The following is a 15,337-nucleotide window of genomic DNA, read 5'->3' on the forward strand; positions in this document are numbered from 1 at the left end:
GCGGCCGTCTCGCGTATGGCTGCCGACGCCCCTCGTGTAGCGCTGAGTAACTACCGGGGGCTGCGGTCTCGCTGCTGAAGGGCTGCGCATTCGGCATAGGCGGTTCCGCGGCCCCCGGGTATCTCCGGGTCGTCTCATGCTCGGAGAGCGCGCGACAGGTGCCGGGGAGGCTGGGGCTGTGCGCCTTGCGATGGCCGGTGGGAATGCGCAGGCCGGGCCGGATCTTCTCGACCGTCTCACCGTTCGCGCGGCGGGCACGGTGTGCAATATGCCGTCGGTGGTGACCGGCCGGCCGGCCGTCGTGGTTTCCCTTACGCGCAGGCGTGCGGCCCGTCGAGGGTGGACTCCCGGACGTCCTCGCGCTCCGTCATCGCCGCGCAGAAGCCGAACGGCGGGCGCCCCGGCCCGCTGGGGCCGTCCATCCCCTGCGGTTGCCGGTGGGTGTCCTCAGGATCAGGCCGAGGGCGGTCAGGTGATCGGCGAGTGCGGCCGTCGGTCGTGAGAGCCGATTCGTCTACACGTCGAGTGCGGCCAGCGCCCTGCGGGTGACGTCGGCCGGGGCTGCGGCGATGACGTCATTGAGCGCGTCCATGGAAGCCCGCAGGTCGCTGATCGCCTGCGCCATGCGGTCGCGCTCCCGGTGGAGGCCGGCGACCAGGTCCGAGCAGGTGGGGACGAGACGGCCGCCGGTATCCCGCAGGCACGGCAGGACCGCGGTGATCGTGGAGGTGCTCAGGCCGGCGGCCAGCAGGCTGCGGATGCGGCGGACAACGGCAACGTCCTCCTCGGCGTACTCCCGGTAACCGCTGGGGCGACGCTGCGGATGGAGCAGACCCTGCTCCTCGTAGTAGCGCAGCAGGTACACGGCCACGCCGGTCCGCCGGGACAGCTCACCGATACGCACGTGGTCCTCCTGATAGTCGCGCGGACATGGCCCGTCCGGCTTGACTCTCATACCGATGTGAGACTTTAGCGTCTGCGGCATGAAAGCGAACAAGGGTTTCGCGACGCTCGCCGCATTGTGCGCGAGCGTCTTCGTCGTGGGTACCTCGGAGTACCTGATCGCCGGGCTGCTGCCCCAGGTCGGCGAGGATCTGGACGTCTCCGTGGGAACGGCCGGACAGGCGGTGACCGCATACGCGCTCGGAGTCGTGGTCGGAGGGCCGCTCATGGCCCTGCTGACCTCGCGTCTGCCGCGCAAGGGCCTCGCCGTCGGGCTGATGCTGCTGTTCGCGGCGGGCAGCGCGATCAGCGCCGCGGCGCCGTCGTTCGGCCTGCTCCTGATCGGCCGTGTCGTGTCCTCGCTGAGTCACGCCGCCTTCCTGGCGCTGGCGTTGGTGACGGTGACTCGGGTGGTCCCGGCTGACAGGACGGGCTCGGCCGTCGCCACCGTGGCCTCCGGCTTCACCGTGGCCACACTCCTCGGAGTGCCCCTGGGGGCGCTGCTCGGGCAGGGCGCCGGATGGCGGGCTCCATTCGCCGCGCTGACCGTTCTGTCCCTGGTGGGCACCGTGCTCCTGGCCGCCGTACTGCCCCGGCAGGAAGCACCGTCCACGCGGCTGCGTGACGAGATGCGGGTGGTCACGCGTCGGCCGGTCATGCTCGCCATCGCCACCACCGCGGTGGGCTTCTCCGGGGTCTCCGTGGTCTTCACCTACATCGCCCCGCTGCTGACCCGGGTCTCCGGCTTCTCCGCCGCGGCGGTCTCCGGTCTGCTGCTTGCCTACGGCGCGGGTAGTTTCCTTGGCAACCTCATCGCCGGAAAGCTGACCGACAAGTCGATGAGCGCCACCGTGCGCGGGGTCTTCGGCGGGTTGGCGGGGACGCTTCTGCTCGTCCCGTTCGCCGTGGTGTGGCAGCCCACCGCCGTGGCGGCAGTCCTGGTACTCGGTCTGTTCGCCACCGCGACCATCGCCCCGCTGCAGGGACTGATCCTGCACCACGCGGGCGCCGCGCCGAACCTGGCGGTCTCCGTCAACGTGGGCGCCTTCAACCTCGGTGCGGCGGCCGGCTCGGTCATCGGCGGTGCCATCGTCGCCGCCGGTGCCCTGCGGTGGACCGGCCTGGCGGGCGCGGTACTGAGCCTGATCGGACTGGCCCTGACCCATCTCGTCCTGCCCCGGACACCGACGTCGGCGAAGGACACCGCCGCACACGACGCCGCGATCGACGCCTGATTCCCCATCCACTCACCTCGCAAAGGAGATCGCCATGCGCGCGATCCGCATCACTCGCCACGGCGGGCCCGAAGTCCTCTCCGTCCGGGAGGTTCCCGAGCCCACTCCAGGAGTCGGCGAAGTCCTGATCCGTACCGTCGCCAGCAGCTTGAACCCGGTGGACTGGAAGACTCGTGCCTGGGACGTCGGGCCCGAACTCCCCGCCACTCTGGGGTGGGATCTGGCCGGAGTCGTCACCGCCTCGAACCACCCGCGCCACCGTCCTGGGGACCAGGTCATAGCGATGTCCGCACAGATCGCCACCGGCCGCGGCACCTGGGCCGAGCAGGTCTGCCTGCCCGCCGGGCTGCTGGCGGCCGCACCCACCACACTCGCACTGCAGGATGCCGCGGCACTTCCGCTGGCCGGGGTGACGGCGCTGCAGGCCCTGAACCGGGCAGCAGTCACTGACGGAGACAACGTTCTGATCACCGGCGCGGCCGGTGCCGTGGGCGGCATCGCCGTCCAGCTCGCCCGCCACACCGGGGCCACCGTCGACGCCTTGGTCTCACGCCCCGAACACCTCGACGCGGCCCGGGAACTCGGCGCCACAGGCGTCTGGCACCTCCCGGCCGACCTGCCCCGCCGCACCTACACGGCAGTACTGGACACCGCAGGCATCGACACGGGCCCCGCCCTCGCGCCAGGGGGACGGTACGTCTCCATCGCCGACCAACCCCTGCCCGACATCCCCGGCGCCGCCAAGAGCTACGTCCAGGAAAACCGGGATCACCTCGCCCGGCTTGCAGCTCTCGTGGACGGAGGCGAACTCCGGCTGCGCATCGCCCACCGCTACCCCTTCCACGAGGTCCGCAGCGCGCACGAGCGGTTCGAAGCGGGCGGAGTGCTCGGCAAGATCCTGCTCACCTTCTGAATGGCGACCGTGCATGCCCGCCGCCGTACCGGCCGAACCGCCTCGGCGTAGCCGTCCGGGGCGGTGGGTGTGCCCCTGCCGTGCCGGTCGTCTGCGGTCCACCGCTCGGCCGGCACCTTCACCTGCTGAGCAAAGACGCCACCGCAGGCGCCGGGGCCTCGCCCAGCGGTGGCGGGTTTCCCGGGCCTGCCCGTGCGGGCACCTCGGCGATCGTGGTCACGGCACACTCGTTCGTCTGGCAGAGGCAGAGGCAGAGGCAGAGGCAGAGACATCGGCAGAGGCAGAGACATCGGCAGAGGTTCGCGGGCCGGTCCGAGGCTGAAGCCGCCCGCCGCTTCGGGCCTGTCGGCGGCGTTGCCGACGGATCATCTCCTGTCCGGATTGCCCATGAGGTCCAGTGCCGCCCGGGCGTCGGCGTCGCCCGATCCGGCGGCGCCGCTGAGCCAGTTCGCCACCGCCACGAGGTCGGGACCGGCCGGGGCGTCCGCCGTCGGCGGTGAGGGTGCCACGGCGGGGATGTCGGCGGAACGCACCCAGCGCTCCGCCTCCTCCGCATATCCCTTGCGCATCAGGGCCGACGCGAGGTTGAGCTTCGCCGCAGGATGGCCCTGCTCGGCCGCCCGCCGCCACAGTTCCTCCGCGGCGTCCCAGTCGCCGCGTTCCGCGTGGACCGCGCCGTAGCTGACGAGCCCGTCGGCGCTGCCGCCGTCGGCCGCCCGGCGCCACCACTGCTCGGCCCCGGCCAGGTCGCCGCGCTGACGCAGCAGGTTGCCGAGGTTGTTCATGCCGTCGACGTCTCCCGCCTCGATCGCCATGCGGTAGTGGGTCTCAGCGCCGGTGAGGTCGCCGCGCCCGCGCAGCAGGACGCCGAGGTTGACGTAGGAGTCGGTGTGCCCGGCGGCGACGGAGAGACGGTAGTAGTGCTCCGCCCGCGCTGTCTCGCCTGCCTCGGCCAGCATCGCTCCCATGGTGTGCTGGGCCACCGGGTGCCCCGCGTCGGCCGCCCGCTGGATGTGCGGTCCCGCCGCGTGGAGCCCGTCCTCGGCGACGTGCATCTGGGAGATCCAGAAGAGCACCTCGGGGTCGCCGGAGCTCAGTGCGGCCGCGAAGTGGGCCCGGGCCCGGTCCCAGTGCCCCGCGTCGGCCTGAAGGACGGCCATGGCCAGGTGCACATGGGGATGGTCGTCGTCCAGGTTGAGGAGCAGCAGGCGGCCTGCCCATTCCACGGCGGATCCCGGTTCGGATGCCGAAGCCCCCGAAGCCTCCGAAGCCCCCGAAGCAGCCGAAGCAGCCGATGCCTCCGAAGCTGCCGAAGTGCCGGAAGTGCCGGAAGTGCCTGACGGTGCCGTGCTCACCCGAGCGGACGGGGGAGGCGGTCCGGGAGCAGGCGTCGGCGCGGAGGGTCGCGGGACCCTGCGGGCTTCGGCGGCGCGCAGGGCCCGTACCTCCTCCATCGCCTGACGGGCCATGGAGTTCCCGGTGTCGGCGACCGGCCGGAAGTAGCGCTCCGCCTCGTCGAGGTCGCCACGGTCCATGCGGATCGTGCCCAGCGCCATGGACGCCATCGGGTCACCGGCCGCCCGCGCCCGCTGGAGCCAGATCTCGGCCTCGTCGAGGAGCCCCCGGTTGCCGAGACCGATGCCGTAGACCGTCATCGCCTCGACTCCGCCCGCCTCCGCAGCCTCCCGGGCGAGATCCTCCGGCACCGGATGGCCGTGCTGGTAGGCCGCCTTGATCAGGTCGTCCCGGTTCGGACCCGGACCGCCCCGCGTACTCCGCCCCCCGGCGCTGCCGCCCCTTCCCCGTCTCCTCCACCACGCGCCCATGTCGCTCCCCCCACGTCGGTTTCCCGTCACCGCATCCCCGGACCGGGCAATCCAGGGTTAACTACCCTACGCGTAAAGGGTTTTCACGGACCTGCGTGAATGTGGGCCGCCCACAGGGACGGCGTCAGCGGATACCGGTCGCGTATGTCCCGTACCGCCTCGCGGACGGCGTACGCGGCGCGATCGGCCACCGGCCGCGGTACGCCCAGGCCCGCGTACACCCGCTCGGCGATACGCACGGACACCGTGTCGTCGATGCTCCACAGCGTCCCGACCACATGGCGGAATCCGGCGATCTGGAGGCCGCCCGCGAGGTGGAGCGTCTCGTCCACGGCGGTGAATCCCGTCCGGGCCGTGTGGCATGCGGACAAGTACGCCAGTTCGGCGCCGGACAGGTCGAGGCGGGAGATCCCCGCGACGGTGAGCGGGTGGTCGAGGTGGTCGTGAACGAGCAGTCGGCTTCCCGAGCCCGTGCCCGGTTCGGCGGTGGCGTGCCCGCAGAAGTGCAGCCAGGCGTGGTCCCGGAGAGCGGCGACCACGGCATCGCGGGTGGCGCCGTCGCCGGTGAGCAGCCGCGCCCCGGGCAGCAGCCGGGTGAGCGCGGCGGCCTCCTTGGCGGCTCCGGGCAGGGGCGGGGCCGCGGGTGGCTCGGGCACGGCGACCACGAGGAAGGAGGATGCCGGCGCGTCGGGGCGGATGCGGCTCCGTGCGAGGACGCGCAGGGAGGGTGTGTAGGAGGACACCGTCCGGTCGAGCACCGTGCGGCCCGCCTTCTCGTGGTGGTGTCCGGCGGCGTGCAGGGGGAGGAAGGTCAGTGGTCCGGTGGGGATCCACCACACGCGGGGCGGCCGGGCCTCGGCCGGGCCGGTGATGCCCAGGCCGTCGAGCACGGGACCGGTCACCGTGTCCCACAGCCACCGGAGATGTCCGTCGATCTCGTCCTCGGCCGAGACCTGGGCCATCGGATCGGCTCCGGCGGGGTCCTGGAGGCCGTCGAGAACGGTGAGCAGGTCCGCCGTCCGGTGGATGAGCTCGGGCAGGGCGAGTCGGGGGAGCGGGACGACGCGCAGCCCTTCGGCGGTGACCGCGATCGCATCGCAGCGGTAGCGGCTGACGTTGACGACGACGACAGGCCCCTCCGCGCCCCGGGGCAGCAGCCGGTCGGGGCGCGGAGGGCTCATGAAGTCCTCGAAGCCCTGCCGGGCGCGGACTTCGGCCAGGAGCCGGTCCCATTCCGCTGCCAGCTCGTGGCGTTCGTCGGAGGTCGTCTCCTCGTCCGCCGAGTCGAGTCTCGTACGCAGCCACACGAGCCGGTCGGCTGTCCGCGGGGCGCGATCGCGCAGTTCCGTCAGCTCGTCGCCGTACTTCATGCCCTGCCCGAGCAGGACGCCACGGCCCAGTTCCAGCAGGCCGAGCGCCAGGGCCGGGTCGCCGGCGGACAGCGCGCATGCCGCCGCGTCGCCGGCCAGGAGTCCGGTCTCGGAGAGCGCCTGTTCGGCGTCGGCCGGGTGCAGGTGGCGGGGGACGAGGGCGGGCAGTTGGGCTACCGCCCGGCCGTAGGCGGTGACCGCCTCCTTCGGCCGGCCCGCTGTCATCGCGGAGTGCCCCCAGCCGCGGGCCGCCCGGAGCCGTAGCCGGGGCGCGGCCGCGGGGTGGAGGGCGGCGGCCCGCAGGCAGGCAGTCGCCTCGGGGCGGTCGCGGGCCGCACGTACCAGGCCGAGTTGGTACTGGATCGCGGCGTGCCGTGCGTGCCGGGCGGGCAGGATGGACGCCGCGGTCCGGAGCAGGCTCTCGGCGCGGTCCGCGTCACCGTCGTCGGCGGTCAGCCCGTACCGCTGAGTCAGTGCGGAGGCGAGGTTGACCAGGGCGCCGACCCGCGTAACGGCGTCGTCCGTACCCCTGTTGCCGGCGTCCGCGGCGGCCCCGCCTCCGGTTCCCGGGGCCGCCCCGGCGCTCGTGCCCACCGCTGCCTCCAGGGCGTCGATGCGCGCCCGGAGGTTCTCGGCGGCGGAGGTCCGTTCGAACCGGACGTCCAGTGCGTTGGCCAGGCCCTGCTGGAGCAGGGAGTGGTCGCGGTGACCGGGTGGTGTGAGGGCGACGGCCTCGCGGTGTACGGAGACGGCCTCCTCCAGGTCCGCCGGCTCCCCGGTCCGTTCATGGCGCAGCCGGAGTGCGAGACCGAGGTTGTGCAGCCTGCCCCCGCGGTCGGCCGGGCCGCCCGCTTCGACGGCCGCGCGGGCCGTCCGCACCCCTTCCAGGAGGTCCTCAAGACCCCCCGTACGCTCATGGCGCTCTCGCAGTGACGCCGCGAGCCTGCTGAGGATCCCCGCGCGGTCGGGGTGCCGGCTGCCCGCTGCCGTCGCGGCCTCGCGCAAGGCGCCGATGGCCGTGTCGAGGTCCTGCGGATCGCCCTCGCGCTCGTACCGGAGCCGCAGGGCCAGTGCCCACAGAGCCAGCGCGGACGCCCTGATCGGTCCTGCCTGCACGGGGGTGTTGTCGACCGCGGCCCTGGCCGCGTCGAGGGCCTGCTCCAACAGCGCGGGATCCCGGTGACGTTCGGCCGCCGCGACCCGGTCACCGGCCTGCTCATGAAGGAGGGCGACACGCCGGTCCGCCGCCTCGGCCGCGGCGTCCGGCGGTCCGCCGGGGCCGAGGTACCGGGCCAGGGCCGCGGCGACGACGGCGTCCTCCCGGCCGCGTTCCGCGCCCAGCACCAGGCTCCGGCAGAGATGCAGGTCCGCTATGGCCCGGACCGCCTCCGGATCGGTCGAGGGGTCGGCCACCAGTCGCATCAACGCCTGAACCTCGGCCAATGCCTGAGGGGAGAGAACCGCGTCCTGATCCAGGCAGGACCGGTACAGCAGCACCCGGGCGCCAAGGGCCCGTACCAGATCGTCACGCCCCGTGCCGGTCACAGGAGTTACCGTACGAGGCGAGGCGGACATCGGGAGGGGAAACAGGATGACGGGTCCGGAATCAGCCCAACTCGCCAAACTCTGCCACCATTTCGCGGGCGTACAGGAGGTCGTGGCCCGTCGTGGACGGCTGCCGGCGCTTGAGGCGATTCTGACCGAACTCCGTGCAGGCGGCGATGCGGAACAACTCGCTGCGGATGTGGACGAGTTGCTCCGCCAGTGCGGCATCGCCCGGGGCCTCGGCCAACTGCGCGCACCCGGCGGGGTCGCTCTTCCCTACCTGGGGCCCGGGCATCCCCTGGAGGAAGCGCACGTGTGCCCGGAGGGCCGGTGCGACCGCGTGGTGCTCGAAGGCGCCGGCAGGTGCGAGCTGTTCGCCCTTCCTCTGCGCCTGGTGAGGTGGTGAGCGATGACCGCGTTCCTGGCCACGCTCGGCGGCAAGCTCGCCGACACCTGGCTGTCGCTGCTCGTGCTGCCCGGTCTCCTCTACCTCGCCGTGGCCGCGGCCGGATCGGTCCTCGGTCACCGGAACCCCTTCGGCCACGGCCTGTTGACCGAGCGTATCGACGCCATGGCAGGTAGCCCCGCCACACATTCCCCGGGAACGGTGTTCCTGGTCGCCGCACTCGTCCTCGTGGCCTCCGCCGGGGTCAGCAGGCTGGCCGGGGCGCTCGGTGGCGGCGTCGAGAGGCTGTGGCTCGGCGACTGGCCGCGGCCGCTGCGGCCGGCCGCCCGCGCCCTGACCCGGCGTCGCGCACGGAGGTGGAGCGCAGCCGACGCGCGCTACCGGCAGGCGCTGAGGGAGAGGGCCCTGCGCGCCGCCGCGGAAACCCGCGAATCCTTCGCCCCGGACGCCTTTGGCGGTTCCCCGGACCTCGACGGCACGGCGGAGCGTTCGACGGCCTTGACCACCGTCGAACTGGGCGAGGCCCGCAACCTCATCGCCCTCACCCGCCCGGCCCGTCCCACCTGGATGGGCGACCGGCTGCTGGCGGCGGACGCCCGGGTCCACCGGTCCTACGCCCTCGACCTCGCCTCGGCCTGGCCCAGGCTCTGGCTCCTGCTCCCGGACACCGCACACGGCGAGATACGGGCTGCCCGGACCGCGCTCACCGGCGCGGCACGCCGTGCCGCCTGGGGGCTGCTGTACGTACTTCCCGCGCTGTGCTGGTGGCCCGCCGCCCTGATCGCGGCCGTCACCTGGACCGGAGCCTGGCGGCAGGGCCGGCTGGCGGTGCACGAGTTCGCCGAGCTCGTCGAAGCGGTCGTCGACCTGCACGGCCGGGACCTGGCGACGGCCCTGGGCATCCCCTGCGAGGAGCGGCTCACCGCCGTCGAAGGCCTGGAAGTCACCCGTACCCTCCGCAAGGGGGCATGACCCGCCGTCGTACGACGCGCCGACGCGACGACCGGTATGAGCGCGGGGATCATGAGCTCGGGCCGGGCCGGACCATCGTGCGCTTCAGCGCTCCCGAGAACAGGCCCGGGCGGAAATGCGGTTGAGGAGGGCGCCCTCGTGGAGGCCCTCATGGAGCCGCACACGTGGTCGTCTACTGGCCCTTCACGCTCCGTTCGGGCGCCCGGTGTGGGCCCAACTGTGCCAGTGTGTCGCCGAGTTGGGCAGGGGTGAGGGGCGGCTCCGGAAGTGGCGCGGGGGCCGGGCGCAGGCTGTCCAGGAGCAGGGCGAGGGGGCGGTGCCAGGCGTCCGGGGTGGTTGCGGTCGTCAGGGCCGGTACGGCGCGGCCCAGGGCGGCCAGTGCGAACAGGACGTCCTCGGTGGTGACGTCCGCGCGGATCGTCCCCTGCGTCCGCCCGCGTTCCAGGAGGAGCCGCATCGTTTCCCGGTTGTGCGTGTGCACGGCGTCCAGTGCCCCCGTGCCTTCGGTGTGCGTGGTCATGAGGTCGTTGGTGCCGCGGTCGGCGGCGAGCGTGGAGAAGACGGCCCGGAGATAGTCGTTCAGGCCTGTCCAGGCATCCGTGGCCGCCCTGGCCCGTTCGCCCGCCTCCGTCGTACCTGCCAGCTGGTCGCGGAAGACCGTGTCGACGAGGGCGGCGCGGGTGGGGAAGTGCCGGTAGAGCGTCGCGTTGCCCACACCCGCCCGGCGGGCGATCACGTCGAGCGGTGCCTGTAGCCCCTGCTCGGTGAACACCTCGTGGCCCGCCTCGACCAACAGCCGGCGATTGCGGCGCGCGTCGCGTCGCCGGGGGGCTGTTGGATCGTCTGCGTCGACGGTCATCGTCATCCTCCGAGAGAAGCGGGGAGTCTTCCCCGGTACTGATGGTATCGTCCGACCTCGAAGTGGGGACTACTCCCCATTTCGCGTGAGTGGTGGCCCTGCGGGGGAAGGGGCCACTACCCACGTCGTGTTCATTCGTGCGTTCGGGAGGGCTCGGTATGAGCGGAAGCAGCAGCGGAACCGCACTCGTACTCGGCGGGGGAGGGCCGGTCGGCGGTGCATGGCTGACGGGGGTGGTCGCCGGCCTGGCGGACGCGGGCATCGACCTCGGCCGGGCCGATGTGGTCATCGGTACCTCGGCGGGCGCGATCCTCGGCTCCCGGCTGGCCTGCGGTCAGCCGCCCCGCGAGCTGTACGAACGCCTGCTCGCCGGAGAGGACCGCATCGATCTCCACGTCACCGCGGCCCAGACGCTCCGCTTCCTCTGGGCGGCCCTTGGTTCCCGCGACCCCGAGCGCTCCGTGCGGCGCCTCGGCCGTGCCGCGCTGGCGGCGCGCACCGGACCGGCGCCCGAGATGCTCGACGCCGTACGGACCCTGCTGTGCGGGGCGACGGACTGGCCCGCGCGAGGTCTGCGGATCGCCGCTGTCGACGCGGTGAGCGGCGAGGTGGGAACTTTCGACGCGGACACGGAGGCCGGTCTCGTCGACGCGGTCGCCGCGAGCTGCGCGGTGCCCCTGGTCTGGCCGCCCGTCACGCTCAACGGCCGGCACTGGATCGACGGCGGCAGCCGGTCCACCGCCAACATCCACATGGCCCGCGGATATGACCGGGTACTGGCCGTCGTGCCGATACCGGACGCCGTCGGCCCACACCCCGGCGCCCAGCGACAGGCAGCCGAGCTGGCCGCGGAGGGAACCCGCGTCTGCCTGCTGCACCCCGACCGCACCGACCGTCGGGCCATGGGCCGTGACATGACGGCGAACGCCCGCGTTCCCGCCGCCGCCCGCGCCGGATACGCCAGGGCCGAGGCACTGGCAGCCGGCGTGGCCGGCGTATGGCACGGCTGAACCCCGCATCCGTCTCCCACCGAAAGGCCACAGCGTGCAGGCGCCCACCCTGGAAGAACTGGCCCCCGAAGGCCACGACCTGGCCATGGACCCGTATCCCGTCTACGCAGCCCTGCGGGTCAATGGACCCGTGCACCGCATAACCGTTCCGGGCAGCGGGGAGTGCTGGCTGGTCGTGACGCGGGACGCGGCCAGGGCCGCCCTGACCGACCCGCGGCTGCGCAACGACATACAGCACTCCTCGTCCTGGCAGACCGACGGCGGCCACGCCCTCGGCCGCAACATGCTCCAGAGCGACCCGCCGCTCCACACCCGCCTGCGCGGGCTGGTGACGGAGCACTTCACACCACGACGGATCGCCGCCCTGCGGCCCGGGATCGAAGCGGTCGCGGCGGACCTGCTGGCCGCACTGCCCGAGCAGGGGACCGCCGACCTGGTGCGCGGGTACGCTCTGCCGCTGCCCGTCACCGTGATCTGCGACATGCTGGGCGTGCCGGCGACGGACCGCTCCGCCTTCCACGACTGGTCGAACGAGCTGGTCATGCCCACCTCGCCGCCCGCGGCGGCCGCTGCGGCCGCCGAGCTGAGCGGCTACCTCACGGAACTGACCGCCCGGAAGGCCGCCGACCCGGACGGCACCCTGCTCAGCGACCTCGCAGCCGACTCATCCGGCCTCACCATCGAGGAACTCCTCGGCATGGCCTTCCTGCTCCTGGTCGCGGGCCACGAGACAACGGTCAACCTGATCTCGGGGACTCTGCACGCCCTGCTCGCCGACCCCGGGCAACTGGCCCTGCTGCGCGCTGATGCGAGTCTGGCATCCGCCGCCGTGGAAGAGTCGCTCCGCTACCACTCTCCCGTCCACGCGACCGCCTTCCGTTTCGCGGCCGAGCCCCTGGACCTCGCCGGCACCCGCATCCACGCCGGCGACGCGGTCCAGGTCTCCCTCGCCGCCGCCTCCCGGGACCCGCTCCATTTCCCGGACCCCGACCGCTTCGACCTCACGCGCCGCACCTCGGGCCACGCCGCCTTCGGTCATGGGCTGCACCACTGTCTGGGTGCCCCGCTGGCGCGGGCGGAGGCCGTGGTCGCCCTGCGGCTGCTCCTGGAACAGCACCGGCCGATGGCCTTCGCCGCCGACCCGGCGGACCTGACCTGGCGGACCAGCACCCTGCTCCGTGGGCTGACCGCGTTGCCGGTCAGCCTTGGCCGGGCCCGCTGAACGGGGCTGTCCGAGACGGCCACCGTCTGCTGTCGGCCGACGCCATGGCGGTACGGTCGTCGGGCCTTTACGTTGCCGCGGGGCCGGGTCCTGCTGATCGCAGAAGCGACCGGGATGACGACGCGGCGTGCGCGGCGCTGCTGTCGCCCACGGCGGTGCGGACGGCCTACCCGCGCCGTTCGCCGGCCCAACGAGCTTGCGGCTTCTGCGGCATCGGCCCCGGCTGCGCCGTGCGGCTCTCCGTGCCCCATCCGGGGCCGAGGTACGTGCTGCTGCTGCGGTACTCCGCGGCGAGCGCTCGTCGGGTCGGGGAGGCGCTGGCTGCGGTCTCCTGCGTCCGGTCTGCGCCGGAGAGGATCAGCGCCCACAGCAGGCAGCCGAAGGCGGCGGTGTGGAGCAGGGCGCGGACGACGTTCCAGGCGGCCCAGGTGCTCTCGAAGTTCTCGCGTACGGCCGCAGGGTCCTTGATGCGGTCGGGGCTGCCGGCCTTGGCGAGTTGGTCGTTGAGGGGGACGTTGAGGCCGCTGGTGACCATGAAGGCGAGGAGGTAGAGCACCAGCGCGGCAATCAGCCACGGCAGCGCGGCCCGGCCGTGGCCGCGCCAGGCCAGGACCACTGCAAGTCCGAGAAGTGGGATCGCGGCCATGAAGGGAAGCATGAAGAAGGGGTTGAGGATCGCCTTGTTGATGTTCTGCATCGCCTCGACAAAGGTGCGGTCGGAGGAGCGCGCCAGACCTGGCATGACGGAGTAGGCGAAGGCCGCGAACAGGCCGGCCATCAAGCCGGTGGCGAGGGTGGTCAGTATCAGGGTGAACTGCTGGAGGTTCTTCATGCGTGTCGCCTCTCGTTCCAGATGTCGGCAGCGGCGGCGCGGCGGGCGTAGTCGGCGAAGCCGCGCGGGGGGCGTCCCAGGACGCGTCGGACGCCGTCCGTGAGGTGGGCGTTGCGATCGTCGAGGGCCGCGGTGGGCGGGAATGCGGGCAGGCCGGTGATGTCCTCGGGCGCCCGGGCGAGTGCCGGGGTGGCTCGCTGGGCGGTGAGGGACTCGTGGTCAATGCGACGCCCGGTCGCCTCGCTGAGCCGGGCGGCGACGTCGGCGAGCGTCAGCAGTTCGGGCCCGGTCACCTCGTACAGCTGCCCGATGTGACCGTCCCGGGTGAGGGCGGCAGCCGCGATGTCGGCGACGTCGTCCGCGTCGACGAACGGCTCGGGAAAATGATCGGCCGGAAGTACGATCCGACCGGCGAGCACCGCGTCCCGGAGGGGGCCATCGCTGAAGTTCTGGTGAAACCGGGCCGAGCGCACCACCGCACACTCCGCGCCGGACTGTCTCAGGGCCTCCTCCGCACGTTCTGCTTCGGGCTCACCGCGGCGGGAGAGCAGCACGAGCCGCCGTACCCCCGACGCCACTGCGAGGCGGGCGAAGCGACCGACCTCCTCCGCGGCGCCCGGGGCGGCGATGTCGGGCTGGTAGGCGATGTACGCCGCACGGACGTCGGCCAGCACCCGCTGCCAGGTGGTGGGCTGCTGCCAGTCGAACGGCAACCCGCTCGAGCGGGACCCGATCCGTACGGGCAGGTGCAGTGCTGCGAGTCGCTGGACCACCCGGCGGCCGGTCCTGCCGGTGCCGCCCAGAACCAGCATGGGTGCGTGATGTCGCACGGTGGGACTCCTTCGGTCTCTTCGCTGCGATCGGTGCGTCGATCCGTGCCTCCAGCCTCGGGCCGCGCCGAGCCCTGACCAACTCCCGATCCAGGCAAGTTCGTTAAGCTGAGCGTTGACGAACGCGGCGGGGCGTCGCCGCGAGGGGGGCGTGACATGGAGCGTCGCGACATCGAGATCTTCCTGACCGTTGCTGAGGAACTGCACTTCGGGCGCACTGCCGAACGGCTGCGCATCTCCACTGCCCGGGTCAGCCAGACCGTCAAGCAACTGGAACGTCGCCTCGGCGTGATGCTGTTCGAACGGACCAGCCGCCGGGTCGCGCTCACCCCGGTGGGACAGCGCCTGTACGACGACATCCGCCCCGGCTACGACCGGATCCTCGAAGGCGTAAGACGCGCCGAGACCGCCGGCCGCACCGTCGGAGGCATGCTGCGGGCAGGGTTCGTCGGAGCTCCGGGAGGCCCGTTCATCCTCGCCGTGGCGCAGTCGATGCAGCGTCGGCACCCCGACATCGAGGTCCGCATCCGCGAGGTGCAGTTCAGTGAGGCCCACACACCGCTGCGCAGCGGCGAAATCGACATCCTCCTGTGCTCCCGGCCCGTCGAGGAGCCTGACCTGACTGCTGGGCCGGTGCTCATCCGCGAGCCGCACGCACTCGCCGTCTCGGCCCGCCATCCCTTCGCCCGCCGCACTTCCGTACGCCTCGACGACCTCGCCCGCGACACCGTGCTGCGCTCGCCCCGCTGTGTCCCCGCCTACTGGGACGATCACCACGTACCGGCACGCACTCCCAACGGCCGTCCCGTCGAACGCGGCGAGAGCGTCGAAACCATTCAGGAGCTCATCGCCCTCGTCGGCGCGGGGCAGGGCATCTACCCTGTCCCGGCCCACGCCGCTGCCTATTACGCCCGCCCCGACGTGGCCTACATCCCGATCAGCGACGCGCCGCCCTACGAATGGGGCTTCGTCTGGCGACCTCTTGCGGAAACCGCCCGGCTCAAGACCTTTCACGAGGCCGCGCTCACCCATGCCAACGGCAAGCCCGACGACGGCTGGGGCATCACCTGACACAGCCAAGCAGCGCGGCAGCATGACGAGTCCGATCGCGACGGACCGCGCCGCGTACACCGTCGAGAGACTCAGGACCGACTGCCCGGCCGCCGCGATGGCGATGCCTGGCCCGGCCCGGAACCGCTACGCGGACCGCGTCTCCGGGGTGGTCGAGGATCGCGTCCCGCGCACCGCAGAGGAACCCACTGACACGGCTGCACAGCCACCCGCCGTTGTCGGAACAGCGGCAGGCCGCTCAGGCCGCAGGCGCCTCCGCACCAGGGGCCGCTGCCGGAGGCGCTCAGAAGGCCTCGGAGCTGAT

Annotated in this window: 13 protein-coding genes; 6 read left to right on the plus strand and 7 right to left on the minus strand. The window is 72.6% G+C overall.

From position 1 onward, the window contains the following. Window positions 1-514: 514 nt before the first annotated feature. A complete protein-coding gene (locus ACIQMX_RS14800; protein WP_363065373.1) occupies window positions 515-904 on the minus strand; it encodes a MerR family transcriptional regulator in 390 nt (129 codons plus the stop codon). A 79-nt stretch (window positions 905-983) separates the two neighbouring features. On the opposite strand from ACIQMX_RS14800, the gene ACIQMX_RS14805 reads away from it, so the two are divergent. Together ACIQMX_RS14805 and ACIQMX_RS14810 are read left to right on the plus strand one after the other, a co-directional pair. Further along, window positions 984-2,177: an MFS transporter gene (locus ACIQMX_RS14805; protein WP_402477945.1), complete on the plus strand. Its 1,194-nt coding sequence runs from the start codon at window positions 984-986 to the stop codon at window positions 2,175-2,177. Window positions 2,178-2,211: 34 nt separating this feature from the next. Then, window positions 2,212-3,090, plus strand: a complete 879-nt coding sequence (locus tag ACIQMX_RS14810; protein ID WP_402477946.1) for an NADP-dependent oxidoreductase — start codon at window positions 2,212-2,214, stop codon at window positions 3,088-3,090. A 365-nt stretch (window positions 3,091-3,455) separates the two neighbouring features. On the opposite strand, the gene ACIQMX_RS14815 is transcribed toward ACIQMX_RS14810, so the two are convergent. The 3 genes from ACIQMX_RS14815 to ACIQMX_RS14825 all read right to left on the minus strand — a co-directional run bounded on the left by ACIQMX_RS14815 (window position 3,456) and on the right by ACIQMX_RS14825 (window position 8,078). Beyond that, window positions 3,456-4,796: a tetratricopeptide repeat protein gene (locus ACIQMX_RS14815; RefSeq protein WP_402477949.1), complete on the minus strand. Its 1,341-nt coding sequence runs from the start codon at window positions 4,794-4,796 to the stop codon at window positions 3,456-3,458. 203 nt (window positions 4,797-4,999) lie between these two features. Then, window positions 5,000-7,831 (minus strand): CHAT domain-containing protein, encoded by a 2,832-nt coding sequence (locus ACIQMX_RS14820; protein ID WP_402477952.1) that lies wholly within the window; start codon window positions 7,829-7,831, stop codon window positions 5,000-5,002. Window positions 7,832-7,892: 61 nt separating this feature from the next. Next, window positions 7,893-8,078 carry a hypothetical protein gene (locus ACIQMX_RS14825; protein WP_402477954.1) on the minus strand — a complete coding sequence of 62 codons (186 nt, stop codon included), beginning with the start codon at window positions 8,076-8,078 and terminating at the stop codon, window positions 7,893-7,895. Between the two features lie 162 nt (window positions 8,079-8,240). Between ACIQMX_RS14825 and ACIQMX_RS14830 the strand changes: the two genes are divergently transcribed. Beyond that, a complete protein-coding gene (locus ACIQMX_RS14830) occupies window positions 8,241-9,209 on the plus strand; it encodes a hypothetical protein (RefSeq protein ID WP_402477956.1) in 969 nt (322 codons plus the stop codon). A gap of 172 nt (window positions 9,210-9,381) precedes the next feature. Here ACIQMX_RS14830 and ACIQMX_RS14835 read toward each other — a convergent pair whose 3' ends face one another. After that, window positions 9,382-10,068 (minus strand): TetR/AcrR family transcriptional regulator, encoded by a 687-nt coding sequence (locus tag ACIQMX_RS14835; protein ID WP_402477958.1) that lies wholly within the window; start codon window positions 10,066-10,068, stop codon window positions 9,382-9,384. 158 nt (window positions 10,069-10,226) lie between these two features. On the opposite strand from ACIQMX_RS14835, the gene ACIQMX_RS14840 reads away from it, so the two are divergent. Next, window positions 10,227-11,078: a patatin-like phospholipase family protein gene (locus tag ACIQMX_RS14840; RefSeq protein WP_402477960.1), complete on the plus strand. Its 852-nt coding sequence runs from the start codon at window positions 10,227-10,229 to the stop codon at window positions 11,076-11,078. Window positions 11,079-11,112: 34 nt separating this feature from the next. Further along, entirely contained in the window at window positions 11,113-12,300 is a 1,188-nt protein-coding gene (locus tag ACIQMX_RS14845; protein ID WP_402477963.1) for a cytochrome P450, read from the plus strand. A 166-nt stretch (window positions 12,301-12,466) separates the two neighbouring features. Here the strand turns inward: ACIQMX_RS14845 and ACIQMX_RS14850 are convergent, their stop codons facing one another. Both ACIQMX_RS14850 and ACIQMX_RS14855 read right to left on the minus strand, forming a co-directional pair. Then, entirely contained in the window at window positions 12,467-13,132 is a 666-nt protein-coding gene (locus ACIQMX_RS14850; RefSeq protein ID WP_402477966.1) for a DUF1772 domain-containing protein, read from the minus strand. Then, window positions 13,129-13,962 carry an NmrA family transcriptional regulator gene (locus ACIQMX_RS14855; RefSeq protein WP_402477969.1) on the minus strand — a complete coding sequence of 278 codons (834 nt, stop codon included), beginning with the start codon at window positions 13,960-13,962 and terminating at the stop codon, window positions 13,129-13,131. The genes ACIQMX_RS14850 and ACIQMX_RS14855 overlap by 4 nt, the downstream gene beginning before the upstream one ends. 156 nt (window positions 13,963-14,118) lie before the next feature. Between ACIQMX_RS14855 and ACIQMX_RS14860 the strand changes: the two genes are divergently transcribed. Then, window positions 14,119-15,033 (plus strand): LysR family transcriptional regulator, encoded by a 915-nt coding sequence (locus ACIQMX_RS14860; RefSeq protein WP_402477972.1) that lies wholly within the window; start codon window positions 14,119-14,121, stop codon window positions 15,031-15,033. The last annotated feature ends 304 nt before the right edge of the window (window positions 15,034-15,337 follow it).

The sequence above is a fragment of the Streptomyces sp. NPDC091416 genome, from assembly GCF_044756845.1.
In the GTDB taxonomy this organism is placed as follows: Bacteria; Actinomycetota; Actinomycetes; order Streptomycetales; family Streptomycetaceae; genus Streptomyces.

Bases quoted from the DNA above. Each gene is read 5' to 3' on its own strand.
- ACIQMX_RS14805 (WP_402477945.1), top strand. From the start codon at position 984: ATGAAAGCGAACAAGGGTTTCGCGACGCTCGCCGCATTGTGCGCGAGC.
- ACIQMX_RS14830 (WP_402477956.1), top strand. From the start codon at position 8,241: ATGACCGCGTTCCTGGCCACGCTCGGCGGCAAGCTCGCCGACACCTGG.
- ACIQMX_RS14860 (WP_402477972.1), top strand. From the start codon at position 14,119: ATGGAGCGTCGCGACATCGAGATCTTCCTGACCGTTGCTGAGGAACTG.
- ACIQMX_RS14810 (WP_402477946.1), top strand. From the start codon at position 2,212: ATGCGCGCGATCCGCATCACTCGCCACGGCGGGCCCGAAGTCCTCTCC.
- ACIQMX_RS14850 (WP_402477966.1), bottom strand. From the start codon at position 13,132: ATGAAGAACCTCCAGCAGTTCACCCTGATACTGACCACCCTCGCCACC.
- ACIQMX_RS14840 (WP_402477960.1), top strand. From the start codon at position 10,227: ATGAGCGGAAGCAGCAGCGGAACCGCACTCGTACTCGGCGGGGGAGGG.
- ACIQMX_RS14835 (WP_402477958.1), bottom strand. From the start codon at position 10,068: ATGACCGTCGACGCAGACGATCCAACAGCCCCCCGGCGACGCGACGCG.